Annotated in this window: 21 protein-coding genes; 19 read left to right on the top strand and 2 right to left on the bottom strand. The window is 66.3% G+C overall.

The features are described 5' to 3' along the window. Positions 1 to 3: 3 nt before the first annotated feature. Positions 4 to 834, bottom strand: coding sequence for an aldo/keto reductase (locus tag G6N36_RS08945; protein ID WP_163686202.1), 831 nt, complete (start codon positions 832 to 834; stop codon positions 4 to 6). Here G6N36_RS08945 and G6N36_RS08940 point away from each other — a divergent pair. From G6N36_RS08940 to smc, 14 genes are all read left to right on the top strand, one after another. Next, positions 833 to 1,930 carry an alpha/beta hydrolase gene (locus tag G6N36_RS08940; RefSeq protein ID WP_163686201.1) on the top strand — a complete coding sequence of 366 codons (1,098 nt, stop codon included), beginning with the start codon at positions 833 to 835 and terminating at the stop codon, positions 1,928 to 1,930. The genes G6N36_RS08945 and G6N36_RS08940 overlap by 2 nt on opposite strands. A gap of 34 nt (positions 1,931 to 1,964) precedes the next feature. After that, positions 1,965 to 2,759, top strand: coding sequence for a DsbA family protein (locus tag G6N36_RS08935; RefSeq protein WP_163686200.1), 795 nt, complete (start codon positions 1,965 to 1,967; stop codon positions 2,757 to 2,759). Next, complete coding sequence (locus tag G6N36_RS08930; RefSeq protein ID WP_163686199.1) at positions 2,756 to 3,388, top strand: vitamin K epoxide reductase family protein; 633 nt, start codon at positions 2,756 to 2,758, stop codon at positions 3,386 to 3,388. The genes G6N36_RS08935 and G6N36_RS08930 overlap by 4 nt, the downstream gene beginning before the upstream one ends. A gap of 23 nt (positions 3,389 to 3,411) precedes the next feature. Next, positions 3,412 to 6,807, top strand: coding sequence for a pyruvate carboxylase (locus G6N36_RS08925; RefSeq protein WP_163686198.1), 3,396 nt, complete (start codon positions 3,412 to 3,414; stop codon positions 6,805 to 6,807). Continuing rightward, on the top strand, positions 6,804 to 7,358 hold the full coding sequence (gene rsmD / locus G6N36_RS08920) for a 16S rRNA (guanine(966)-N(2))-methyltransferase RsmD (RefSeq protein WP_163690558.1): 555 nt from the start codon (positions 6,804 to 6,806) through the stop codon (positions 7,356 to 7,358). Before G6N36_RS08925 ends, rsmD begins: the two co-directional genes overlap by 4 nt. A 23-nt stretch (positions 7,359 to 7,381) precedes the next feature. Continuing rightward, positions 7,382 to 7,858, top strand: a complete 477-nt coding sequence (gene coaD / locus G6N36_RS08915; protein ID WP_163686197.1) for a pantetheine-phosphate adenylyltransferase — start codon at positions 7,382 to 7,384, stop codon at positions 7,856 to 7,858. Positions 7,859 to 7,940: 82 nt separating this feature from the next. Beyond that, complete coding sequence (locus G6N36_RS08910; RefSeq protein ID WP_163686196.1) at positions 7,941 to 8,507, top strand: hemerythrin domain-containing protein; 567 nt, start codon at positions 7,941 to 7,943, stop codon at positions 8,505 to 8,507. 204 nt (positions 8,508 to 8,711) lie between these two features. After that, entirely contained in the window at positions 8,712 to 9,449 is a 738-nt protein-coding gene (sepIVA, locus tag G6N36_RS08905; protein WP_083125932.1) for a cell division protein SepIVA, read from the top strand. A 32-nt stretch (positions 9,450 to 9,481) separates the two neighbouring features. Continuing rightward, positions 9,482 to 10,084, top strand: coding sequence for a YceD family protein (locus G6N36_RS08900; RefSeq protein WP_163686195.1), 603 nt, complete (start codon positions 9,482 to 9,484; stop codon positions 10,082 to 10,084). Then, a complete protein-coding gene (rnc, locus tag G6N36_RS08895; protein WP_163686194.1) occupies positions 10,077 to 10,781 on the top strand; it encodes a ribonuclease III in 705 nt (234 codons plus the stop codon). Before G6N36_RS08900 ends, rnc begins: the two co-directional genes overlap by 8 nt. After that, positions 10,774 to 11,631 (top strand): DNA-formamidopyrimidine glycosylase, encoded by an 858-nt coding sequence (mutM, locus tag G6N36_RS08890; RefSeq protein WP_163686193.1) that lies wholly within the window; start codon positions 10,774 to 10,776, stop codon positions 11,629 to 11,631. Before rnc ends, mutM begins: the two co-directional genes overlap by 8 nt. A gap of 104 nt (positions 11,632 to 11,735) precedes the next feature. Next, on the top strand, positions 11,736 to 12,152 hold the full coding sequence (locus G6N36_RS08885; protein WP_163686192.1) for an OsmC family protein: 417 nt from the start codon (positions 11,736 to 11,738) through the stop codon (positions 12,150 to 12,152). After that, positions 12,136 to 12,420 (top strand): acylphosphatase, encoded by a 285-nt coding sequence (locus tag G6N36_RS08880; RefSeq protein ID WP_083126154.1) that lies wholly within the window; start codon positions 12,136 to 12,138, stop codon positions 12,418 to 12,420. The genes G6N36_RS08885 and G6N36_RS08880 overlap by 17 nt, the downstream gene beginning before the upstream one ends. A 26-nt stretch (positions 12,421 to 12,446) precedes the next feature. Then, entirely contained in the window at positions 12,447 to 16,034 is a 3,588-nt protein-coding gene (smc, locus tag G6N36_RS08875) for a chromosome segregation protein SMC (RefSeq protein ID WP_170311110.1), read from the top strand. Between the two features lie 51 nt (positions 16,035 to 16,085). Here smc and fni read toward each other — a convergent pair whose 3' ends face one another. Continuing rightward, complete coding sequence (fni, locus tag G6N36_RS08870; protein WP_163690557.1) at positions 16,086 to 17,087, bottom strand: type 2 isopentenyl-diphosphate Delta-isomerase; 1,002 nt, start codon at positions 17,085 to 17,087, stop codon at positions 16,086 to 16,088. A 61-nt stretch (positions 17,088 to 17,148) separates the two neighbouring features. Between fni and ftsY the strand changes: the two genes are divergently transcribed. The 5 genes from ftsY to ffh all read left to right on the top strand — a co-directional run bounded on the left by ftsY (position 17,149) and on the right by ffh (position 24,666). Next, positions 17,149 to 18,504 (top strand): signal recognition particle-docking protein FtsY, encoded by a 1,356-nt coding sequence (gene ftsY, locus G6N36_RS08865; RefSeq protein ID WP_163686190.1) that lies wholly within the window; start codon positions 17,149 to 17,151, stop codon positions 18,502 to 18,504. 183 nt (positions 18,505 to 18,687) lie between these two features. Then, positions 18,688 to 20,052: an ammonium transporter gene (locus G6N36_RS08860; RefSeq protein WP_163686189.1), complete on the top strand. Its 1,365-nt coding sequence runs from the start codon at positions 18,688 to 18,690 to the stop codon at positions 20,050 to 20,052. 33 nt (positions 20,053 to 20,085) lie between these two features. Next, positions 20,086 to 20,424, top strand: a complete 339-nt coding sequence (locus tag G6N36_RS08855; protein ID WP_006242172.1) for a P-II family nitrogen regulator — start codon at positions 20,086 to 20,088, stop codon at positions 20,422 to 20,424. Positions 20,425 to 20,503: 79 nt separating this feature from the next. Further along, entirely contained in the window at positions 20,504 to 22,981 is a 2,478-nt protein-coding gene (locus G6N36_RS08850) for a [protein-PII] uridylyltransferase (protein WP_163686188.1), read from the top strand. Between the two features lie 125 nt (positions 22,982 to 23,106). Beyond that, on the top strand, positions 23,107 to 24,666 hold the full coding sequence (gene ffh, locus G6N36_RS08845; RefSeq protein ID WP_163686187.1) for a signal recognition particle protein: 1,560 nt from the start codon (positions 23,107 to 23,109) through the stop codon (positions 24,664 to 24,666). Position 24,667: the final 1 nt, after the last annotated feature.

Genomic DNA, 24,667 nt, shown 5'->3' with positions numbered 1-24,667 from the left:
CACCTAACCTGTGAAGTCGAAGGTCCTTGGATCGGGACCCAGCCGTGTTCCATCGCTCAACGAGGAAATGGACGCCATGTCCTCCTCGCTCAGTTCAAGATCGAACACGTCGAAATTACTCACTATTCGCTCGGGGGTCACCGATTTCGGGATGACTATATTGCCGAGTTGGATATGCCACCTAATCAGTACCTGCGCCGGCGTTTTCCCGTGCCGTTCAGCAACCTCGGTCACCTTCGGATTGTCGAGCAGTGCGCCTTGGCCCAACGGGGCCCACGCCTCGGTGGCGATGCCCAGTTGGGCGTGCACCTGACGCAACTCCTCCTGGGGAAAAAGCGGGTGCAGTTCCACCTGGTTGACGGCGGGGACGATGCCGGTGGCGTCGACCAGGATTCGCAGATGCTCCGGCTCGAAATTGCTGACGCCGATCGATTTGATGCGGCCTTCGTCGCGCAACCGGGAGAACGCCTTGAACGTGTCGACGAACGTGTTCCTGGCGGGCAACGGCCAATGGATCAAATACAGATCGAGGTAGGGAATACCCAATTTGTCCATGCTGCGGTCGAATGCCTTGAGCGTGGAGTCGTAGCCCTGGTCTGAGTTCCACAGCTTGGTGGTGATGTAGACGTCCTCGCGGGGCAAACCGGACTTTGCGATCGCCTGCCCGACACCGCGTTCGTTCCGGTACGCCGCTGCCGTGTCGACGTGCCGGTAGCCTGCCTCGAAGGCTGTGGTCACCGCGCGTTCGGTGTCCTCGGGGGGTGTCTGGAAAACTCCGAGTCCGACCTGAGGGATTGGATTACCGTCATTCAGCGTGATCGAAGGAGAGGCCATGACTTCGAGTCTGCCAGTCCAGGCTGTGCGAACGCCGACCGGTCGTAAAGCCCGCTTGGCGAAGATCGGCGGCACAACGCTGCGCGCGCTTCCCCATATTCCGCTCTCGGTCAAACGGCTTCTGCTCGGTGGTCGTTCGGTGGTCATCGACGGCAACACCCTGGACACCACGCTTCAGTTCATGCTCTTCGGCCAGAACGCGATGGGCCTCGGAAGTCTGATCCTGGATCCCGACGTCCCCACGGCTCGTGCGCTCTTGAGGAAGCTGACAGACGCCTTCAGGCAGGACCTTCCCGTCGCATCGGTGACGAATATGGTCATACCCGGTCCGGAAGGCGCGATCCCTGCGCGCCATTACCGACCGGTCGACGGCGACGACGCGCCGCTATTGGTCTTCTTTCACGGCGGCGCGATGGTGGTCGGCGATCTCGAGACGCATGACGACGTGTGCAGGCAAATCTGCCGGGATGGCGGCGTGCATGTGTTGTCGGTCGACTATCGGTTGGCGCCGGAGCACAAGGCGCCGGCGAGTGTCGACGACGCGTTCGCCGCCTTCACCTGGGCGCTCGATCACGCTGCAGAGTTGGGCGCCGACACCCGCCGGGTGGCGGTAGGAGGCGACAGCGCCGGAGCCAATCTCGCCGCCCTGGTCTCGCTGCGGGCCCGTGACCAGGATGTTCCGTTGCCGGCGGTGCAATTGTTGTACTACCCGGTCACCGCTTGGAACGCGCAGACGCGCTCGCGAACGCTGTTCGGCGAAGGCTTCTTCCTCACCGGGGGCGATCTGCGGTTCGGCGCCGAGAAGTACCTCGGTGGCTCGGATGTCGACGCTGACGACCCTCGGGTATCGCCCCTGCTGGCAGATGACCTGTCGGGACTACCGCCTGCGCTGGTGCTGACTGCCGGCTTCGACCCTCTGCGCGACGAAGGCAGGCAATATGCCGACGCCCTGAGGGCGGCGGGGGTCCCGGTCGACCACCGAGAGTTCGGGACGCTGATCCACGGCTTTGTCAATTTCTTCCCGGTTGGGGGCGACAGCGCGACGGCCGTCGCGGAATCGATCTCCGCGCTGCGGGCCCATCTGGCCCGCATCTGAGAAGCCTGGGAAAGGCCGCCGGTACTCTTAGCGCGTGGCTTCGAAACCGAAATACGACCTGAAGGCTTCCGACCGCAAGCGCAACCTGGCGGTCCAGATCGGCCTGACCGCGATCGTGGTGATCTTCGCCGTGGCGCTTGTGCTGTACATCGTGTTGTCGGCCGACGAAAAGCCGACCGCGGGCCAGGCGGATCCGATCCGGGTCACGTCGACGTCGGCTGAGTTGATCAAGAAGGACGGCACTGACGAGCCCAAGGTCGTGCTGGGGCTCTACGAGGACTTCCTGTGCCCGGCCTGCCGCAACTTCGAGCAGGAGTTCGGACCCACCATCAACAAGCTGATCGATTCGGGAGCGGTGGCCGCCGACTACTACATGGTTTCGATCCTGGATCGCCAGGGTGACGGGTACTCGACGCGGGCGGCCAACGCCGCGTACTGCGTCGCCGGTGATTCGATCGAGGCATTCCGGCGGTTCCATGCCGCGCTGTACGCCCAACAGCCCCAGGAGGGTGTCGGACCGTTCCCCGACAACGCCCGCCTTGCCGAAATCGCGCGTCAAGCCGGCGCTGCGGGCCAAGTTCCCGAGTGCATCAACAAAGAGACGAACGCCGACATGGTGTCGGGACTCGCCGCGGCCACCGACGTGAATTCGACACCGACGATTCGCATCAACGGTGAGGACTACCGTCCGACCACGCCAGAGGCGTTGGTCGCCAAGATCGAGGAGACAGTCGGCAAGCTGCCGGCCTTCGACGCCGGCGTACCGCCCCCGGCCGCCGAGCCCACACCGTTGGCACCTCCGCCTCCCGCGCCCGCGCCTGCACCATGACTGTCGCCACACCCAGCACTGTCGAGCCGAGCGAACCCGCGTCGGCGCAGTCGACGGGCGTCACGGTCGGCAGACCCAGCGCGATCTGGGTGCTGATCGCCGGTGTCCTCGGATTGGCCGCCGCGGCAACGCTCACCGTCGAGAAGATCGAGATCTTGATCAACCCCGACTATGTGCCGTCCTGCAGCATCAATCCGGTGCTGTCGTGCGGTTCGGTGATGATCACCCCGCAGGCGTCGGTCTTCGGGTTCCCCAATTCGCTCATCGGCATCGTAGGGTTCACCGTCGTGCTGGTGACCGGTGTGCTGGCGCTCGCCAAAGTCGATCTGCCGCGCTGGTATTGGACCGGCCTGGCGATCGGCTCCTTCCTGGGCGTCGTATTCGTGCACTGGTTGGCATGGGAGAGCCTGTACAGCATCGGCGCACTGTGCCCGTACTGCATGGTGGTGTGGGCCGTGACGATTCCGTTGTTCGTGGTGGCGACGTCGATCGCATCCCGTGCTGCGGCATCCAACGGCGTTGTGCGCGTCCTCCATACGTGGCGCTGGTCCCTGGTGGCGCTGTGGTTCACCGGGATTCTCCTGCTGATCCTGGTGCGCTTCTGGGACTACTGGTCGACCCTTCTCTAGACACCCGACGGGGGCGGTAGCGCGTGATATCCAAAGTTCTGGTGGCCAATCGCGGCGAGATCGCGATTCGTGCTTTCCGGGCGGCCTACGAAATGGGCATCACCACCATCGCGGTGTACGCGCACGAAGACCGCAACTCCCAGCACCGCCTCAAGGCCGACGAGTCGTATCAGATCGGTGAGACCGGGCATCCGGTACGCGCATACCTATCGGTCGACGAGATCATCCGTATCGCGCAGCAGGCGGGCGCCGATGCCGTCTATCCCGGGTATGGGTTCCTCTCGGAGAACCCGCAATTGGCCGCAGCGTGCGCGGATGCCGGGATCACGTTCATCGGTCCGGGCGCGGAAATCCTCGAGTTGACGGGGAACAAGGCGCGCGCGATCGCCGCGGCACGCGACGCCGGTCTGCCGGTGCTGAACTCGTCGGCGCCGTCGTCGTCGGTGGACGAACTGGTAGCTGCGTCGGAGAGCATGGAGTTCCCGCTGTTCGTCAAGGCGGTGTCCGGTGGCGGCGGACGCGGAATGCGGCGCGTCACAGAGCCTTCCGCGCTGCGCGAGGCGATCGAGGCGGCCAGCCGTGAGGCCGAGTCGGCATTCGGCGATCCGATGGTCTACCTCGAGCAGGCGGTGCTGAACCCGCGCCATATCGAGGTGCAGATCCTCGCCGATAAGCACGGCAGTGTGATGCATCTGTTCGAGCGTGACTGCAGCATGCAGCGTCGCCATCAGAAGGTCATCGAATTGGCTCCTGCGCCAAACCTTCCCGCGGAACTGCGGGACCAGATGTGTGCTGATGCCGTCGCCTTCGCCCGTTCTATCGACTACACGTATGCCGGCACGGTGGAGTTCCTGCTCGACGAGCGTGGGCATTACGTGTTCATCGAGATGAACCCGCGCATCCAGGTCGAGCACACGGTGACCGAGGAGATCACCGACGTCGATCTGGTCGCCAGCCAGTTGCGGATCGCCGACGGCGAGACGCTGGCGGACCTCGGACTGAGCCAGGACGGATTGACGGCGCCACGGGGCTTTGCCATGCAGTGCCGGATCACCACCGAGGATCCCGCCAACGGGTTCCGCCCCGACACCGGGCGCATCACGAGTTACCGGTCGCCGGGTGGTGCGGGGATCCGTCTCGACGGCGCCACACATTTGGGCGCGGAGATCGGGGCGCACTTCGACTCTCTGCTGGTCAAGCTGACCTGTCGCGGTCGCGACTACGCGGCGGCGCTCGCCCGGTCGCGGCGTGCGCTGGCGGAGTTCCGGGTGCGTGGGGTGTCGACGAACATCCCGTTCCTGCTGGCCGTCGTCAACGATCCGGATTTCCGCGCGGGACGCATTACCACATCGTTCATCGACGACCGTCCCTACCTGCTGACCGCACACACCCCGGCCGACCGCGGTACCAAGATCCTCAACTACCTGGCAGACGTGACGGTCAATCAACCGCACGGTCCGCGACCGTCGACGGTGTACCCGCGCGACAAGCTGCCCGACGTCGATCTGGCGTCGCCGCCGCCGTCGGGGTCCAAACAGCTGCTGACCGAACTGGGGCCCGATGGGTTCGCCCGCTGGATGCGCGAATCAAAGGCGGTCGGGGTCACCGACACCACGTTCCGGGACGCCCACCAGTCCCTGTTAGCGACCAGGCTGAGGACCACCGGCCTGCTCATGGTGGCGCCCTACATCGCGCGGATGACCCCGCAGCTGTTGTCGGTGGAGTGCTGGGGTGGCGCGACTTACGATGTCGCGCTTCGGTTCTTGAAGGAAGACCCGTGGGAGCGCTTGGCCGCGTTGCGTGAGGCGATGCCGAACATCTGCCTGCAGATGCTACTGCGCGGCCGAAACACCGTGGGGTACACGCCGTATCCGGAATCGGTCACCAAGGCGTTCGTGGCCGAGGCTACGGGCACCGGGATTGATATCTACCGCATCTTCGACGCGCTCAACAACGTCGAGTCGATGCGCCCGGCCATCGACGCGGTCCGTGAGACCGGCACGGCGATCGCCGAGGTCGCCATGAGCTACACCGGCGATCTCTCCGATCCGGGGGAGAACCTGTACACCCTGGACTACTACCTCAAGCTGGCCGAGCAGATCGTCGACGCCGGTGCGCATGTGCTGGCGATCAAGGACATGGCCGGGTTGCTACGGCCGCAGGCAGCTACCGCCTTGGTGTCGGCGCTGCGCGGCCGGTTCGACCTGCCGGTGCACGTGCACACCCATGACACTCCCGGTGGGCAGCTGGCGACGTACGTGGCGGCATGGCAGGCCGGCGCCAACGCCGTCGATGGCGCCTCGGCGCCGTTGGCGGGAACGACGAGTCAGCCCGCGTTGTCCTCGATCGTCGCGGCAGCCGCGCACACCCAATACGACACCGGGTTGTCCTTGCCGGCGGTGTGCGATCTCGAGCCGTACTTCGAGGCGTTGCGAAAGGTGTACGCGCCCTTCGATGTTGCAGCGTCGGGCCCTCCATCCCCGACGGGACGGGTGTATCACCACGAGATCCCGGGTGGTCAGCTGTCGAACCTGCGCCAGCAGGCCATCGCGTTGGGCTTCGGGGATCGCTTCGAGGAGATCGAAGAGAATTATGCGGCGGCCGACCGCATCCTGGGACGACTGGTGAAGGTGACTCCGTCGTCCAAAGTGGTCGGAGACCTGGCGCTGGCACTGGTGGGCGCCGGGATCAGCGCCGACGAATTCGCCGCGGACCCAGCGCGGTTCGACATCCCGGACTCGGTGATCGGGTTCCTGCGTGGGGAACTCGGCGACCCGCCGGGCGGCTGGCCCGAACCGTTGCGCACCAAAGCACTTGCCGGACGGGCGCCGGCACCGCCCACCGAGGAGCTCTCCGACGAGGACGAGGCGGCGCTGGCGCAACCCGGCACAGCTCGACAAGCCACCTTGAATCGGCTGCTGTTCCCCGGCCCGACAAAGGAATTCGAGGCGCATCGAGAGCTGTACGGAGACACCTCTGGCCTGTCGGCGAACCAGTTCTTCTACGGGCTGCGCCACGGCGACGAACATCGGGTCAGGCTCGAACGCGGAGTCGAGCTGTTGATCGGCCTGGAAGCGATCTCTGATCCCGACGAACGCGGCATGCGCACGGTGATGTGCATCTTCAACGGTCAGCTGCGTCCGGTCGTGGTGCGTGACAACAGCATCGCCACCGATGTGCCCACCGCCGAGAAGGCCGACCGGTCCAACCCGGACCATGTCGCGGCGCCCTTCGCAGGCGTCGTCACCGTGGGCGTGTCCGCGGGGGACAAGGTCGACGCCGGACAGACCATCGCGACGATCGAGGCCATGAAGATGGAAGCGGCGATCACCGCGCCCAAGGCCGGCCAGGTCGACCGCGTCGCCGTATCCGCAACCGCACAGGTCGAGGGTGGCGATCTGCTCGTGGTGGTCAGCTGACCCGCATCATCGCCGGCACCCTGGGTGGACGGCGAATCACGGTGCCGCGCACTGGAACCCGCCCCACCACCGACCGGGTCCGGGAATCGCTGTTCAATCTGCTGGCGGCGCGGCTGGATCTTTCCGGTCGCTCCGTTCTCGATCTGTACGCCGGCTCGGGAGCGCTCGGCCTCGAGGCGCTGTCCCGCGGAGCCGAATCGGCGGTATTCGTCGAATCAGACCAGCGGGCCGCGAGCATCATCGACAAGAACATCGCCGCTCTTGGCGTGACCCGTGCGACGGTGCGGCGCGGCGCGGTCGCATCAGTGCTGGCTTCGGGCGCCGCACAGCCCGCCGACCTGGTGCTGGCCGATCCGCCCTACACAGTGGACGCGGGTGATGTGGAAAGAGTGTTGTCTGCCTTGACGCACGGCGGCTGGACCACGACGGGGACGGTGGTCGTCGTCGAACGTCCGGCGTCGGGGCCGGCACTGACGTGGCCCGACGGATGGGAGGTGTGGCCGTCGCGCACGTACGGCGACACCCGGTTGGAACTCGCGGAGCGGGTTTGAAGCGCCCTGTACCGTCGTTCCCCATGAGCGGCGCCGTATGCCCGGGGTCCTTCGACCCGATAACTCTCGGCCACGTCGACATCTTCGAGCGCGCAGCGGCCCAGTTCGACGAGGTCGTGGTGGCCGTACTGGTCAACCCGAACAAGAAGGGGATGTTCACACTCGACGAGCGCATTGCGATGATCGAGGAATCGACGCCCCATCTGCCGAATTTGCGGGCGGAGTCCGGAGAGGGTCTGGTGGTCGACTTCGTCAAGAATCGCGGGCTGACCGCGATCGTCAAGGGTCTGCGCACGGGGACGGATTTCGAATACGAGCTGCAGATGGCGCAGATGAACAAGCACATCGCCGGCGTCGACACCTTCTTCGTCGCCACGACGCCGAAGTATTCGTTCGTGTCGTCCTCGCTCGCGAAAGAGGTCGCGTCGCTCGGCGGCGACGTCTCCGCATTGTTGCCCGACGCCGTTTACGTCCGGCTGCAGGCCAAGCTCAAGGGTTGATCTGGACTCACAGGGGTAACCGAAAAGGTGGCGCACAGCCCATAGCGCCCCAACCCGATTTTGAGAAAGTGTGGTTACCCCCATGGTCGAAACATTCGTCCAGTCGACCGATGACGTCGTCAGATTCCTGAAAGACCAGCACAATTTGATCAAGGACATGTTCGAAGAAGTGTTCTCGGCGTCCTCCGATGACGCGCGCCGCAAGGCCTTCACCGAATTGCGGCAACTGCTGGCGGTGCACGAGACCGCCGAGGAAATGGTGGTCCATCCGCGAGTGCGCCACGAGGTCGAGGGCGGCGACATCATCGTCGACGCTCGGCTCGTGGAGGAACACGACTCCAAGGAAGCTCTATCCGCGCTCGAAGCGATGGACGTCGGCTCCCAAGAGTTTCTCGACGAGTTGTCGCTGTTCCGCGGCGCGGTACTCGATCATGCCGAGCGCGAAGAACTCGAGGAGTTCAATCGATTGGAGCGTGAACTCGACGCCGATGACCTCGGTCGCATGGCGAAGGCCGTATTGGCGGCAGAGGCCATCGCGCCCACTCGTCCGCACGCGGGCGTCGAGTCGGCCAAGGCCAACTTCGCCGTCGGCCCGTTCGCCTCGATGCTCGACCGCGCGCGCGACGCGATCTCCGCTGCCCTTCGCTAGCCACGCCGCTGCTGACCGCTCGGGGCGCGCGCCCACTCTGCGTGTTGACATAATGTTGCACGAAGCAGAGCAGACGGGCCTGCGGCCTGGGAGCGGTGACGCAGTGAAACCGGTCGAGACGCGACACACCGGGGCCGGTAGCTGAGTCACAGACGTAACACCAGGCACACTGGTAACTGTCAACTACGCCTGGAGGGTGTTGCCGTGTACCGAGTATTTGAAGCGCTCGACGAGTTGGGCGCGATTGTGGAAGAAGCGCGCGGCGTGCCCATGACGGCAGGCTGCGTCGTGCCCCGCGGCGATGTCCTGGAGTTGATCGACGACATCAAGGACGCGATCCCGGGCGAACTCGACGACGCCCAGGATGTACTCGATGCTCGTGACTCTTTGTTGCGCGAGGCCAAGGAGCACTCCGGGTCCATGGTGTCGTCGGCCACGGCGGAGGCGGATTCCCTGGTCAACCATGCCCGCGCCGAGGCCGACCGACTGCTCGCCGACGCGAAGTCGCAGGCTGACCGCATGGTCGGCGAAGCCCGTCAGCACAGCGAGCGCATGGTCGCAGAGGCGCGCGAAGAGGCCTCACGTCTGGCCGCCACCGCCAAGCGGGAGTACGAGGCGAGCACCGGACGCGCCAAGAACGAGGCCGACCGGCTCATCGAGAACGGCAACCTCGCCTACGAGAAGGCCGTGCAGGAAGGCATCAAGGAACAGCAGCGGCTCGTCGCCCAGACCGAGATCGTCCAGACCGCCACGCTGGAAGCCACCCGCCTCATCGACTCGGCACACGCCGAGGCCGACCGACTGCGCGGCGAATGCGACATCTACGTCGACAGCAAGCTGGCCGAGTTCGAGGACTTCCTCAACGGCACGCTGAGGTCGGTAGGCCGCGGCCGCCATCAGCTGCGGACCGCGGCGGGGACGCACGACTACGCAGCTCGCTAGGCCCTGGGACGGCCGCCGTAAGATCGATCCCTATGGCGACGCATGCGAAGTCGGGGGCGCGGCGGGCCTCGCGATCGCCGCTCGTGCTAAACATCTCCAGGCTCGGCCGCAGGCCGGGGTCGATGATGACCGTTGCCGAGACCGTGCCCAGCCCCATGCGTATCGGACTGGACCTGATTGCGATCGACGAGGGCGCCCCGCTGGCTCTGGATCTGCGGATCGAAGCCGTCTCGGAGGGAGTCCTGATCACCGGCACGGTATCCGCCCCTACGGTCGGTGAGTGTGCGCGCTGTCTGACGCCGATCACCGGGCACGTCGACATCGACATCACCGAACTGTTCGCCTATCCCGACAGCGCCACCGATGAGACCACCGAGGCCGACGAGCTCGGCCGCGTGGTGGACGACACCGTCGACCTGGAGCAGCCGATCATCGACGCCGTCGGCCTGGCGTTGCCGTTCGTCCCGCTGTGCGGCCCCGACTGCATCGGGCTCTGCCCCGACTGTGGTGTGCCGCTGGCGACGGCCGAACCGGGACATCAGCACGAAAAGATCGACCCGCGATGGGCCAAGCTGTCGGGCATGTTCGACGCTGTCGGCGGAGCCGACGATCCCACTGAGGACACCCGTGACTGACCGCACGCCGCTTCTCAAGGCGCTGGGCGTGGACCTGCCAGACGAACTGCTCACCATTTCACTCACCCATCGCAGTTACTCGTACGAGAACGGCGGATTGCCCACCAACGAGCGGTTGGAGTTCCTCGGCGACGCTGTTCTCGGGCTGACCATCACCGAGGAGCTGTATCACCGCCACCCCGATCGCAGCGAGGGCGATTTGGCCAAGCTGCGGGCAAGCATCGTCAACACCCATGCGCTGGCCGACGTCGGACGCGAACTGTCCGACGACGGGCTCGGCGCCTATCTGCTGCTGGGTAAGGGTGAGGAAAACTCCGGCGGCGCCGGCAAGGCCAGCATCCTTGCCGACGGTGTCGAATCCCTGCTCGGTGCAATCTATTTGGAGCACGGCATCGTCACGGCGCGGGAGGTGATCCTGCGCCTGTTCGCTTCGCTGCTGGACACCGCGCCAACGCTGGGTGCGGGGCTGGACTGGAAGAGCAGTCTGCAGGAGCTCACCGCATCCCGCGGCATGGGTGCGCCCTCGTACACGGTGACATCAACCGGGCCGGACCACGACAAGGAATTCACCGCGATGGTGATCATCGCCGACGATGAGTACGGCAGGGGGCTCGGCCGCACCAAGAAAGAGGCCGAGCTCAAGGCGGCCGCTGCGGCGTGGAACGCGCTGACGTCCGCTGCAGACGAAGATGCCTGAACTTCCCGAAGTCGAGGTCGTTCGCCGGGGTTTGGACGCACACGTCGTCGACAAAACCATTACCGCTGTGCGGGTTCATCATCCACGCGCTGTGCGTCGTCACGAGGCTGGGCCCGCCGATCTGACGGCGCGCCTGCTCGATTCGAGGATTGTCGGCACGGGGCGGCGCGGGAAGTACTTGTGGCTGACGCTCGATGACGGATCGGCTCTGGTGGTCCACCTGGGGATGAGTGGGCAGATGCTGCTCGGACCGCTGCCGCGGGAGGACCACCTGCGCATCGCGGCACTGCTCGACGATGGCACAGCGCTGAGTTTCGTGGACCAGCGCACGTTCGGCGGATGGATGTTGGCCGACCTCGTCACCGTCGAGGGCACCGATGTTCCCTTTCCCGTGGCGCACGTCGCCCGCGATCCACTGGACCCGGGATTCAATCGCGATGGCGTCGTTACGGTGTTGCGGCGCAAACATTCCGAGATCAAGCGGCAGCTGCTCGATCAGACGGTCGTTTCGGGGATCGGCAACATCTACGCCGACGAGGCGCTGTGGCGGGCACGCGTCAACGGTGCGCGACTGGCGTCGTCGCTGACCCGGTCGAAGCTGGCCGAGGTGCTCGACGCCGCCGCCGAGGTGATGACCGAGGCGCTCGGGCAGGGAGGCACGTCCTTCGACTCGCTGTATGTGAATGTCAACGGCGAGTCCGGCTATTTCGACCGCTCGCTGGACGCCTACGGCCGCGAGGGTGAGCCGTGCCGGCGGTGCGGCGCGGTGATGCGGCGGGAAAAGTTCATGAACCGCTCGTCGTTCTATTGCCCAAAATGCCAACCACGCCCGCGGGTACGGCGTGGCTGAGCGCGCCCAAATCCGAGTTTTGTAGGGGGTTACTCGCACTTTCGCTACAAAAGTCGGATTTCGGCGTGGGAATGGCGGTTGGACTGGCGTTGTAGAAATACTGCATGACTGAACTATGGGTTGAGCGCACCGGCGCCCGCCGCTACACCGGACGCAGCGCGCGCGGTGCCGAGGTACTCGTCGGCAGCGAGGATGTCGAGGGCGTGTTCACCCCGGGCGAGCTGATGAAGATCGCGCTTGCGGCCTGCAGCGGGATGGCCAGCGACGCCCCCTTGCAGCGCCGTCTCGGCGAGGATTACTCCACCACGATCAGGGTGTCGGGCCCCGCCGATCGCGAACAGGAGCGCTACCCGCTGCTGGAGGAGCGCATGGAACTCGACCTGTCGGGGCTGCCGGAGGAGGAGCGGGCGCGGGTACTCACCGTCGTGGAGCGGGCGATCGATCAGGTCTGCACGGTGGGCCGCACCCTCAAGTCCGGTACCAAAGTGACGTTTGAGGTAAATGATGCAGGAGTTAGCTGAGGTACGTCTCACGGCATGGGTGCACGGCCACGTGCAGGGAGTCGGCTTCCGGTGGTGGACCCGGTCGCGCGCGCTGGAACTCGGGTTGACCGGATACGCCTCGAACAGGCCCGACGGCCGCGTTCAAGTGGTCGCCCAGGGTCCGCGAGAGGCCTGCGAAAAGTTACTTGACCTGCTGCAAGGCGGCCATACGCCGGGACATGTCGACAAAGTGATCGCCGATTGGTCAGAAGTCGGCGAAACGCTATCGGGGTTCACCGAGCGATAGCCTGCGCGACGGTAGTGTGGCACGTCGTGCACCTCAAGAGTCTGACCCTGAAGGGCTTCAAGTCGTTTGCTTCGCCGACGACTCTGCGCTTCGAGCCAGGCATCACGTGTGTCGTCGGCCCGAACGGGTCCGGCAAGTCGAACGTCGTCGACGCGCTCACGTGGGTGATGGGCGAACAGGGTGCCAAGACTCTGCGCGGCGGCAAGATGGAAGACGTCATCTTCGCAGGCACGTCGTCACGCCCGCCGCTCGGCCGCGCCGAGGTGACGGTCACGATCGACAATTCCGACAACTCGCTGCCGATCGAATACTCCGAAGTGTCGATCACCCGCCGGATGTTCCGTGACGGCGGCAGCGAGTACGAGATCAACGGCGCCAGTTGCCGTTTGATGGACGTGCAGGAGCTGCTGTCCGACTCCGGCATCGGCCGCGAAATGCACGTGATCGTCGGGCAGGGCAAGCTCTCCGAGATCCTCGAATCCCGACCCGAGGACAGGCGCGCGTTCATCGAAGAGGCCGCGGGCGTCCTCAAGCACCGCAAGCGCAAGGAAAAGGCCGTCCGCAAGCTCGACTCGATGTCGGCCAACCTGGCGCGGCTGACGGACCTGACGACCGAGCTGCGCCGCCAGCTCAAGCCGCTGGGCAGGCAGGCGGAGATGGCTCGCCGCGCCCAGACCATCCAGGCCGACCTGCGTGACGCCCGGTTGCGGCTGGCGGCCGACGACCTCGTCGTCCGCAGGGCGGAGTTCGAGAACACCAACCAGACCGAGACGACGCTGCGTCGTGAACATGACGATCTGGTGGCGCGGCTCGAGGCGCGTACCGTCGAGCTGAACGGGCACGAGTCGGCGGTCGGCAGCCTCAGCGAGCGCGCGGAATCCGCTCAGCAGACCTGGTTTTCGCTGTCGGCGTTGGCCGAACGGGTCAGCGCCACGGTGCGCATCGCCAGCGAGCGGGCCCAGCACCTGGACACCGAGCCTGAAGCGTCGACCGGACCCGACCCCGACGAGCTGGAGGCCAAGGCCGAAGAGGTCGCCGCCCAGGAGCGCCGACTACTTGCGGAGCTGGACGAATCGCGCACCCGCCTGGAAGCCGCCCGCGCCGAACTCAGTGCGCGCGAAGGTGTCGCCGCAGAAGCCGAACGCGCCCATCTGGCCGCCGTCCGCGCCGAGGCCGACCGCCGTGAGGGTCTGGCCCGGCTGGCCGGCCAGGTCGACACGATGCGCACCCGCGTCGAGTCGATCGACGAGACCGTCGCACGGCTGACCGTCGGGATCGACGAGGCAGCAGCCAAAGCCCAGCAAACCCAGGCCGAGTTCGAGACCGTGCAGGGTCGAGTCGGCCAACTCGATGCGGGTGAGGTCGGCCTCGACGAGCACCACGATCGCACGGTGACCGCGCTGCGGCTCGCCGACGAACGGGTCGCCGAACTGCAGGGTGCCGAGCGTGGCGCCGAACGTCAGGTGGCGTCACTGCGGGCCCGTATCGAGGCGTTGTCCGTCGGCCTCGAACGCAAAGACGGAGCGGCTTGGCTGCAGAAAAACCACGGCGGGTCAGGCCTTTTCGGCTCGATCGCCAATCTGGTCAAGGTGCGCCCGGGCTACGAGGTGGCGATCGCCGCGGTGCTGGGCGCCGCCGCCGATGCCGTCGCCGCCGAGAATTCGGGTGCCGCGCGGTCGGCCGTCGCGGCGCTGAAGCAGTCCGACGGGGGCCGCGCGGCCATCGTCCTCGGCGACTGGCCTCACCACGCCGCGCCCGACGAAGGCCCCGCACCCGAGGGCGCGCTGTGGGCGTTGGATCTCGTCGATGCGCCCCATCGGCTGCAGGGCGCGATGACCGCGATGCTGTCGGGAGTTGTGGTGGTTCGCGACCTGTCCGCCGCGCTGGATGTGGTCGTCGCGCGCCCGCAGCTCAAGGCGGTCACCGCGGACGGGGATCTCGTGGGGGCGGGATCGGTCACCGGCGGTTCAGATCGCAAGCCCAGCACGCTGGAGATCGCGTCCGAGGTCGAAAAGGCCCGCCAAGAGCTCGCAGCCGCCGAGAAGCAGACCGCAGAACTGTCCGCCGCGCTGGCCGGTGCGTTGGCCGAGCAGGCTACCCGCCAAGACGCCGCCGAACAGGCGCTGGCCGCGCTCAACGAGTCCGACGCGGCGATCTCGGCGGTCTACGAACAGCTTGGGCGGCTCGGCCAGGACGCCCGCGCGACCGATGACGAGTGGCAGCGGCTGATCCGGCAGCGCGACGAACTCGAGGCCGGCCGCAATCGGACCGTCCAGGAGCTCGCCGAGCTAGAGCAGCGACTACACAACGCGCAAGAGGAGCCGACGCTCGAATCCGAACCGGTCGATCGCCAGGAGTCGACGGCGGCCGCCGAGGCTGCCCGCGGCGCCGAGGTGGAGGCGCGGCTGGCCGTCCGGACGGCCGAAGAGCGAGCGAATGCCGTTCGCGGCCGGGCCGATTCGATGCGCAGGGCGGCTACCGCCGAACGTGATGCCCGCTTGCGCGCGCAGCGTGCCCGGGAGGCACGCGTGCACGCCGCGGCGGTCGCAGCCGCCGTGGCGGAGTCGGGACGCCTGGTCGCGCAGCGGCTCAGCGCGGCAGTGGCCGTCGCGTCGCAAGCACGTGACGACGTCGCCGCCGAACGTCAGCACCGCGCAACCGCATTGGCGAAGGCGCGCGAGGAAGTCAACGAGTTAAGCGCCAAGATCAACGCTCTCACCGACGCCCTGCACCGCGACGAGATCGCCAAAGCGCAAGCGGCACTTCGTATCGAACAGCTCGAGGAGCATGTCCTCGAGACGTTCGGAATGGCGGCGGCCGATCTGGTCGCCGAGTACGGCCCCGATGTCGCGCTCCCTCCGTCGGAGCTGGAGATGGCTGAGTACGAGCAGGCGCGCGAGCGCGGCGAGCAGGTGATGGCGCCGGCGCCCATGCCGTTCGACAGGCCCACCCAGGAGCGTCGCGCCAAGAAGGCCGAGCGCGAACTCAACGAGCTGGGCCGGGTGAATCCACTGGCGCTGGAGGAGTTCGCGGCACTGGAGGAGCGCTACAACTTCCTGTCCACGCAATTGGAGGACGTCAAGGCGGCCCGCAAGGATCTGCTCGACGTCATCGACGATGTCGACGCCCGTATCCTCCAGGTGTTCTCCGAGGCGTACGTCGACGTGGAACGTGAGTTCCAGCAAGTGTTCTCGGCGTTGTTCCCCGGCGGCGAGGGCAGGCTGCTGCTGACGAACCCCGACGACATGCTCACCACCGGCATCGAGGTCGAGGCCCGCCCGCCTGGCAAGAAGATCAAGCGCCTGTCACTGCTGTCGGGTGGTGAGAAGTCGCTGACCGCCGTCGCGATGCTGGTGGCCATCTTCCGCGCGAGGCCGTCGCCGTTCTACGTGATGGACGAGGTGGAGGCCGCACTCGACGACGTGAACCTGCGCCGCCTGTTGGGGCTGTTCGAGCAATTGCGCAGCCAGTCGCAGCTGCTCATCATCACGCACCAGAAGCCGACGATGGAGATCGCCGACGCGCTGTACGGCGTGACGATGCGCGACGACGGCATCACGGCGGTGATCAGTCAGCGCATGCGCGGCCAGGAACTGGTCGGCGCCGCCAACTGACAGCGGTTTCGGTGCGCTGAAGCTCGCCCAGCGGCTGTTCGCGCACCGAAATCACAGGGTGGTGACGCCGCCCTCGCGAAGTTCGGCAAGGTTGGCCGCGCCGCTGCCGTGCAGACAGATCATCAGTTCGTCGATGAAGCGCTGCAGCCAATCCACAACGGCGGCAGACGATTCGATCGCAGGCGCCAGCAACGGTCGCGCCACCGACACCACGTCGGCGCCCAATGCGATCGCCTTGGCCGCGTCCATCCCGGTGCGAATGCCGCCGGAGGCGACCAGCGGAACTCCGGGCAGTGTGCGCCTCACTTCCACGAGTGCCTGTGCGGTCGGGATGCCCCACTCGGCCAGCGCCGGGTACCGGATCTCGCCGTAGCGGACGAACTGCTCGACGCGCGCCCACGACGTACCGCCCGCGCCTGCGACGTCGACAGCGGCGATGGGGCAGTCCGAAAGTTCGGCCGCGGCCCTGGCCCCGATACCGTGGCCGACCTCCTTGACCATCACCGGGTATCCGATGGCCGCCGCGATGTCGCGAAGGCGTCCTATCGAACCCGAGAAGTCGGTGTCACCCTTGTGCTGCATGGCTTCCTGCAACGGATTGGTATGCACCGCAAGGGCGTTGGCGCCGATCTGATCCAAGGCCTCGACCAGGGCCCCCACCGTCTGCGCGGTCAGTTGGCTCAGTCCGATGTTGCCGATCAGCAATACGTCCGGCGCGATGTCGCGGACCCGGAACGTCGCGGAGGCCGGACCGTTGTCGAGCATGATGCGCTGCGAGCCCAGCATCATCCCCACACCGAGCTGCTGGGCCGCACCGGCGAGGTTGCGATTGATGGTGCCGGACAACTCCGCGCCCCCGGTCATCGCGCCGATGAGCACGGGAGCGCGCAAGTGGATGCCCAGGAATTCGGTCGCCAACTCGATGGACCCCAGGTCGGTCTGGGTGAGCGCGTTGTACGGCAACCGATAGCGCTCCAACCCCGTCGTCACCGTCTGAAAGTCGACCGCGTCGCCGAGGCACGCGTCGATGTGACGTCGTTTGCGGGTTTCCATGATGCCGCCGGAGTTCCCGGGCGCGGAAGTCACCGGCTACCCCTCCTGAGACAATGACGTGGTGACTGTCGAGCTGTGGATCGCGATCGCGGTCATCGCCGTTTTACTCGTGACCGCGCTAATCGTGGGCCTGGTGCGGTACCGGCGCCGACGGGTCAGTTTGTCGTCCAAGGACACCGCCACTCCTCTCGACCGCTCGGGCGGCTACACCGCCTCGTCCACCATCACGTTCTCGCAATCAGCGCCCGCTGAGCCGGTCGAACGGATCGATACCGACGGGCTACCCGCCGTCGGCGATGATGCCACCATTCCGCGGGACGCCCCGAAGCGGGTGATCGCCGACGTACTGCTGCCGGAACCCCCGGTCGTCGAACAGCCGCCGACGGCCCCAGCCGAACCGGCAGCCCCCGCAGAGCCTGAAGCGCCCGCCGAGCCGGCAGCGCCTGCCGAGCCTGCAGCCCCCGCCGAGCCTGAAGCGCCCGCGCTCGACGAGATCGCCCCGGCCGAGGGCCGCCTGGAGAGGCTGCGGGGCCGCCTCGCCAAGTCGCAGAGCACGCTGGGCCGCAGCATGCTCGGCCTGCTCGGCGGTGGCGACCTCGATGAAGACTCCTGGCAGGACGTCGAGGACACCCTCCTGATCGCCGACCTGGGCCCGGCGGCGACGGATTCGGTCGTCGCGGCGTTGCGTGCGCGGATGGCCAGCAGCCAGGTGCGTAACGAGGCGGACGCCCGCGCCGTGCTGCGCCACGTCTTGATCGACGAGTTGCAGCCCGACCTGGATCGGTCCATCAGGGCGCTTCCGCACGCCGACAAGCCGTCCGTGCTGCTGGTCGTGGGCGTCAACGGCACCGGCAAGACGACGACCGTCGGAAAGCTGGCTCGGGTGCTGGTGGCCGACGGACGCCGCGTCGTCCTGGGTGCCGCCGACACCTTCCGCGCGGCCGCAGCGGACCAGTTACAGAGCTGGGCGTCTCGCGTCGGCGCGCAGGTAGTGCGCGGCGCCGAGGGCGCCGACCCCGCGTCGGTGGCGTTCGACGCCGTCGACGTCGGCGTCGAGACCGGTGCCGACGTGGTGGTCATCGACACCGCGGGACGCCTGCACACCAAGACCGGCCTGATGGACGAACTGGGCAAGGTCAAGCGTGTGGTGAGCCGTCGCGCCGAGGTCGACGAGGTGCTGCTGGTGCTCGATGCCACGATCGGCCAGAACGGTCTGCCACAGGCCCGCGTGTTTGCCGAAGTCGTCGACATCACCGGCGTTGTGCTCACCAAACTCGACGGCACCGCGAAAGGCGGGATCGTGTTCCGCGTGCAGCAGGAGTTGGGTGTGCCCGTGAAACTCGTCGGTCTGGGCGAGGGCCCGGACGATCTCGCTCCGTTCGAGCCGGCGGCGTTCGTGGACGCGTTGCTCGGTTAGTCAGCGGCTGCAGCTTTCGTCGGTGCATTATCCCGCGAGTTCGTCGGTGAAACATGAGCGTAACCGTGTTGGCGGTTGCGTTCACATTTTCGAAACGTGAGCGCATCACCAGTGAAACGCGCACCAAAGAGTCTCTTCGGGAGGCCGATCTCTCGGCGCATTTCGCAAGGAGGTTCACACAAAGTGGTTTCAGCCGTACCTCTAGTACTACCTGACGATGCATTCGCACCGTTCGGCCCGGACGGGCTGAGCGCGGGCGACACCGCCTGGGTGCTGACCGCCGCGGCTCTGGTGTTGTTCATGACACCTGGCCTGGCGTTCTTCTACGGTGGACTATCCCGGCAAAAGTCGGTGCTCAACATGATGATGATGTCGTTCGGCTCAATAGGAGTCGTCAGCGTCATCTACATCCTCTGGGGCTATTCGATGTCGTTCGCTTCGGCGCACACCGGCGCCGACCCGGGCCTCATCTTCGACAATCCGATATCCCTATTCGGGGTGAGTCAGCTTCTGGAAACCAAGGAAGTCGGCGAGGACACGCTGTATGTCCTCGGTGGCTTCGGTTCGGTGCCCGCGATTGTCTGGGTGGGTTTTCAGCTCACCTTCGCCGTGATCACCGTCGCGCTGATCAGTGGCGCGGTCGCCGAGCGGATGAAGTTCGGAACGTGGCTGCTGTTCGGTGGTATCTGGGCCACGCTGGTGTATTTTCCGCTCTCGCATATGGTGTGGGGTGGCGGCATGCTTTCGGGTGCCGAGAACGGCATTGCGTCTTGGCTTTTCGGTTATGACGCGGAAGCCGAGTTGGCGAATGTGGCGCCGATCGACTTCGCCGGCGGCACCGTCGTTCACATCAACGCCGGTATGGCCGCGTTGGTGCTGGCGCTGCTGCTGGGCAAGCGGGCCGGGTTCGGCAAGACGCCGTATCGTCCGCACAACATCCCATTCGTGATGCTGGGTGCCGCGATCCTGTGGTTCGGGTGGTTCGGATTCAACGTGGGCTCCGAGGGTGCGGCAGACATGATCGCCGGCCAGGTCTGGGTCAACACCACGGCGGCCACCGCCGCTGCGATGCTGTCCTGGCTCTTGGTGGAGCGCATCCGCGACGGACACGCGACCAGCGTCGGCGCCGCATCGGGCATCGTCGCCGGTCTCGTCGCAATCACGCCGGCCTGCGGGGCTCTCACCCCGGTCTGGTCGCTGGTTCTCGGCGCGATCGCGGGCATCTTGTCTGCCCTGGCGATCGGACTGAAGTACAAGTTCGGATACGACGACTCGCTCGACGTCGTCGGTGTCCATCTCGTCGCGGGTCTCTGGGGCACTGTCGCGATCGGTTTCTTCGCGACCGATACGGGTCTGTTCCTCGGCGGCGGTGTCCAGCAGCTGGTGGTGCAAACGGTAATCGCCTTGGTGGCAGTCATCTTCACCGGCATCATGACCGTAATCATCGCGTTCATCGTGAAGCCGTTGGGCTGGCGAGTTTCCACTGAGGACGAAGAAACTGGTATCGATGAAACCGAACACGCTGAAACGGCTTATGAGCTCGCCTGATCGGCAACAATTTCATCGGAAGGGATTGACTACATGAAGCTGATTACTGCGATCATCAAGCCGTTCACACTCGAAGACGTCAAAACCGGACTCGAGCAGACCGGAATTCTCGGAATGACCGTCAGCGAGGTCCAGGGCTACGGTCGCCAGAAGGGCCACACCGAGGTGTATCGCGGCGCGGAGTACTCCGTCGACTTCGTTCCCAAGGTTCGGGTCGAGGTCGTGGTCGACGATTCCGCCGTGGACAAGGTCGTGGACGTGATCGTCCAGGCCGCGCGCACCGGAAAGATCGGCGACGGCAAGGTGTGGGTCAGTCCCGTTGACACGGTCGTGCGGGTGCGCACCGGCGAACGTGGAACGGACGCCCTTTGACCAGCCTGATGAAATAAGAGGTCATCGCCCGGCCGTTGCACCGTGAATGTTTGAGGGTAAGGGCCGGGGAGGACACGGAATGACTGAGCAGAAACCAGATTCCGCCGCCGGGGCCCCTCGATGGGAACCCCCGGCGGCGGGTTCGTTACGACCCGCGACCGACCTTTCCGCCGCCGCCGAACAGCTATTGACCAACGGTCCCCGGCAGCTGGATTCGGCTGCGTTACGCGACGCGCTGCTCGATTTGCACGAATTCTGGCTCACCACAAAGGCCGCCGAGATCGGCATCACCCCCACCAGCGGCTTCGCCCTTGTCGCGACCGGTGGGTTGGGCCGTGGCGAGCTGGTGCCCTATTCGGACCTGGACCTGACACTGCTGCACGACAACATGCCGCATGATGTCGTCGGCCAGGTCGCCGAGCTGATGTGGTATCCGTTGTGGGACGCGAATATTCGTATCGACCACAGTGTGCGCACCGTACCCGAGGCGTTGACGGTTGCCAGCGAAGACATCTCCGCGGGGCTGGCCATGCTCGAAGCGCGGCACATCGCGGGCGATGCGGATCTGTCGGCCCTGTTGATCGGGGGAGCGCGGCGGCAGTGGCGTACCGGCGTCGCTTCGCGTTTCGACGAACTCGTCGAGCACACCCGGGCGCGGTGGCAGCGCAGCGGCGAGATCGCCCACCGCGCGGAGCCCGACCTCAAGTGCGGACGCGGCGGCCTGCGCGATGTTCAACTGCTCAACGCGTTGGCGATCGCCCAGCTCGCCGATGTCTATCCCAGCCGATCCCTGGCGTCGCCCACCGAAACTCTCGGTGAGGCGCACATGACGCTGCTGAACGTACGTACCGAATTGCATCGGGTGGCTGGGCGCGGCCGGGAGTTGTTGCTCGCCCAGCACGCCGACGAGATCGGCGCCGCGCTGCAGATCGGTGACCGGTTCGAGTTGGCGCGCATGCTTTCCGACGCCGCCCGCACCATCAGCTTCTACGTCGACGCCGGAATTCGCACCGCAGGCAACGCACTTCCCAGACGCGGACTCTCGGCGTTCCGCAGGCCTGCGCGCCGACCCCTCGACGAAGGTGTGATCGAGTTCGCGGGTGAAGTCATCCTTGCCCGCGACGCCCGTCCCGAACGTGATCCGGGTCTGATCCTGCGCGTGGCGGCCGCCTCGGCCAACACCGGCCTGCCCATGGCGGCTTCCACGCTGGCCCGCCTCGCCGAAACCGCACCCGAGCTGCGTACCCCGTGGCCTCGCCAGGCGCTCAAAGACCTGCTCGTCATGCTGGGCGCGGGCCCCGCGGCTGTGGCCACCATCGAGGCGCTTGATCGAACAGGTCTGTGGGGCAGGCTGTTTCCGGAATGGGGCGCCGTGCGCGACCTCCCGCCGCGCGACGTCGTTCACATCTGGACGGTTGACCGTCATCTCGTCGAAACCGTCTCGCGAGCAAGCGCCCTAACCACTAGGGTGTCGCGGCCGGATCTGCTGGTTCTCGGTGCGCTGTGCCATGACATCGGAAAGGGCCGCGGCGGCGACCACAGCATCATCGGTGCCGAGCTGGCGGTTCAGATCGGCACCCGACTCGGCCTGTGGCCGTCGGATGTGGAGATTCTGTCCAAGGTGGTGCGGCACCACCTGCTGTTGCCGCACACCGCCACGAGGCGCGATCTGCAGGACCCCAACACCATTGCGGCGGTGGTCAACGCGCTCGACGGCGACCACGTCGTGCTCGAACTACTGCATGCGCTTGCCGAGGCGGACTCACTGGCCACCGGACCCGGAGTGTGGGGCGATTGGAAGGCCTCGCTCATCGGCGATCTCGTGCACCGCTGCCGGCTGGTGATGGCCGGTGACCCACTGCCGCGGCCTGATCCCATTGACCCCCGGTATCTTTCGCTGGCCGCCGAGGTCGGCGTGCACGTTGAGATCACGCCTGCCGACAGCCCCCACATCTACAACATCACGATGATCGCGCCGGACCGTCGTGGACTGTTGTCCAAGGCCGCGGGTGTGCTGGCGCTCAACTCGCTGCGTGTGCATTCGGCATCGGTCAACGGACACGCGGGTTCGGCGATCAACACCTTCGTCGTGTCGCCGCATTTCGGTGCTCCGCCGGCGGCCGAACTGTTGCGGCAGCAGTGGATCCTGGCCCTCGACGGCGACCTCGATGCGCTCGCATCGTTGGACAAGCGTGATCGCGAGGCCGCGCAATACGGAACGGCGCGTGCGGGAGAAGTACCGGACGCGGTCCCGATCAATCATGTGGTCGCCCCGCCGCGGATCCTGTGGTCCGAAGGTGCTGCCCCGGGCGAGCTGGTGGTACAGATCCGCAGCGCCGACCGCACCGGCCTGTTGGCGAGGCTGACTGCGGTGTTCGAACGGGACGGCGTCGACATCGCCTGGGCGAAGGTCACCACCCTCGGATCGTCGGTGGTCGACCTGTTCGGAATCGTCGCCGTCGGAGACGGCAATGCCGTTCGGGCCGACCTCGAGCGCGACCTGTACGCGGTCCTGCCCACCCCGCCGCCCGCGAAACCGGTTTCGGAGGCCAGTTAGTTGTACTGACCTGAGAGGTTGGATACCCCGGGCGTGGTGACATGAAGAAGACCTTCGAGCAGATGAACGACGTGGGCGTACCCGGCTGACCCTGGTGCCGCCTGGGAGAAGTTAGGCTGGACCGCGTGTTTGAATCGCTTTCCGACCGATTGACCGGCGCGCTGGCGGGGCTGCGCGGCAAGGGGCGGTTGTCCGACGCCGACATCGACGCGACGACCCGCGAGATTCGGTTGGCCCTGCTCGAAGCGGACGTGTCGCTGCCGGTGGTGCGCGACTTCGTCGCACGCATCAAGGAGCGCGCCAAGGGCGCCGAGGTGTCGGGCGCCCTGAACCCCGCCCAGCAGGTCGTCAAGATCGTCAACGAGGAACTCATCGCCATCCTCGGCGGGGAGACGCGCCGGCTGGCGTTCTCGAAGACCCCGCCGACAGTGATCATGCTGGCGGGTCTGCAGGGTTCCGGTAAGACCACGCTGGCCGGCAAGCTTGCCAAATGGCTTAAAGACCAAGGGAATACTCCGCTGCTCGTGGCGTGTGACCTGCAGCGGCCCGGCGCAGTCAACCAGCTCCAGATCGTCGGCCAGCGAGCGGGCGTCGACGTCTTCGCGCCGCACCCCGGCACCGCCGAGGGATCCGACGATTCGGCGCCCGGCGATCCGGTCGCGGTGGCATCGGCAGGTATCGCCGAGGCCAAGGCCAGGCACCACGACGTCGTCATCGTCGACACCGCGGGCCGCCTCGGCATCGACGAGGAGCTCATGCGGCAGGCCGGCGCCATTCGCGACGCCGTCAACCCCGACGAAGTGATCTTCGTGCTCGACGCGATGATCGGTCAGGACGCCGTCAACACCGCCGAGGCGTTCCGCGAAGGCGTCGGCTTCACCGGCGTGGTGCTGACCAAGCTCGATGGCGACGCGCGCGGCGGTGCCGCGCTGTCGGTGCGTGAGATCACCGGTGTGCCGATCCTCTTCGCGTCCGCGGGCGAGAAGCTCGAGGATTTCGACATCTTCCACCCCGACCGGATGGCCAGCCGGATTCTCGGCATGGGCGACGTGCTCACCCTCATCGAGCAGGCCGAACAGGTCTTCGACGCGCAACAGGCAGAGGAAGCCGCCGCCAAGATCGGCAGCGGCGAGCTCACGCTGGAGGACTTCCTCGAGCAGATGCTGGCGATCCGCAAAATGGGCCCGATCGGCAACCTGCTGGGCATGCTGCCCGGTGCGGGCCAGATGAAGGACGCGCTGGCAGCCGTCGACGACAAGTCGCTCGACCGGTTGCAGGCGATCATCCGTGGCATGACGCCCGCCGAGCGTGCAGACCCCAAGATCATCAACGGTTCGCGTCGGCTGCGCATCGCCAACGGGTCCGGGGTCACAGTCGGTGAGGTCAACCAGCTGGTCGACCGGTTCTTCGAGGCGCGCAAGATGATGTCGTCGATGGCCGGTCAGATGGGTATGCCCTTCGGGCGCAAGGGATCATCTCGTAAGGCGGCGAAGAACAAGAAGAAGGGGCAGAAGGGTAGGAAAAAGGGAAGCGGTCCGACGCCACCCAAGGTGCGCAATCCGCTGGGTCAGGGAATGCCCGCCGGATTCCCGGACCTTTCCGACATGCCCAAGGGACTGGACGAACTTCCTCCCGGCCTCGCCAACATCGATCTGTCGAAGTTCAAGTTCCCGGGCCAGAACTAGG

Origin of the sequence: Mycolicibacterium gadium, from assembly GCF_010728925.1 — a bacterium.
In the GTDB taxonomy this organism is placed as follows: domain Bacteria; phylum Actinomycetota; class Actinomycetes; order Mycobacteriales; family Mycobacteriaceae; genus Mycobacterium; species Mycobacterium gadium.
Note: the sequence above shows the minus strand (reverse complement) of the source record. Positions and strands in the feature narration are given on the sequence as shown.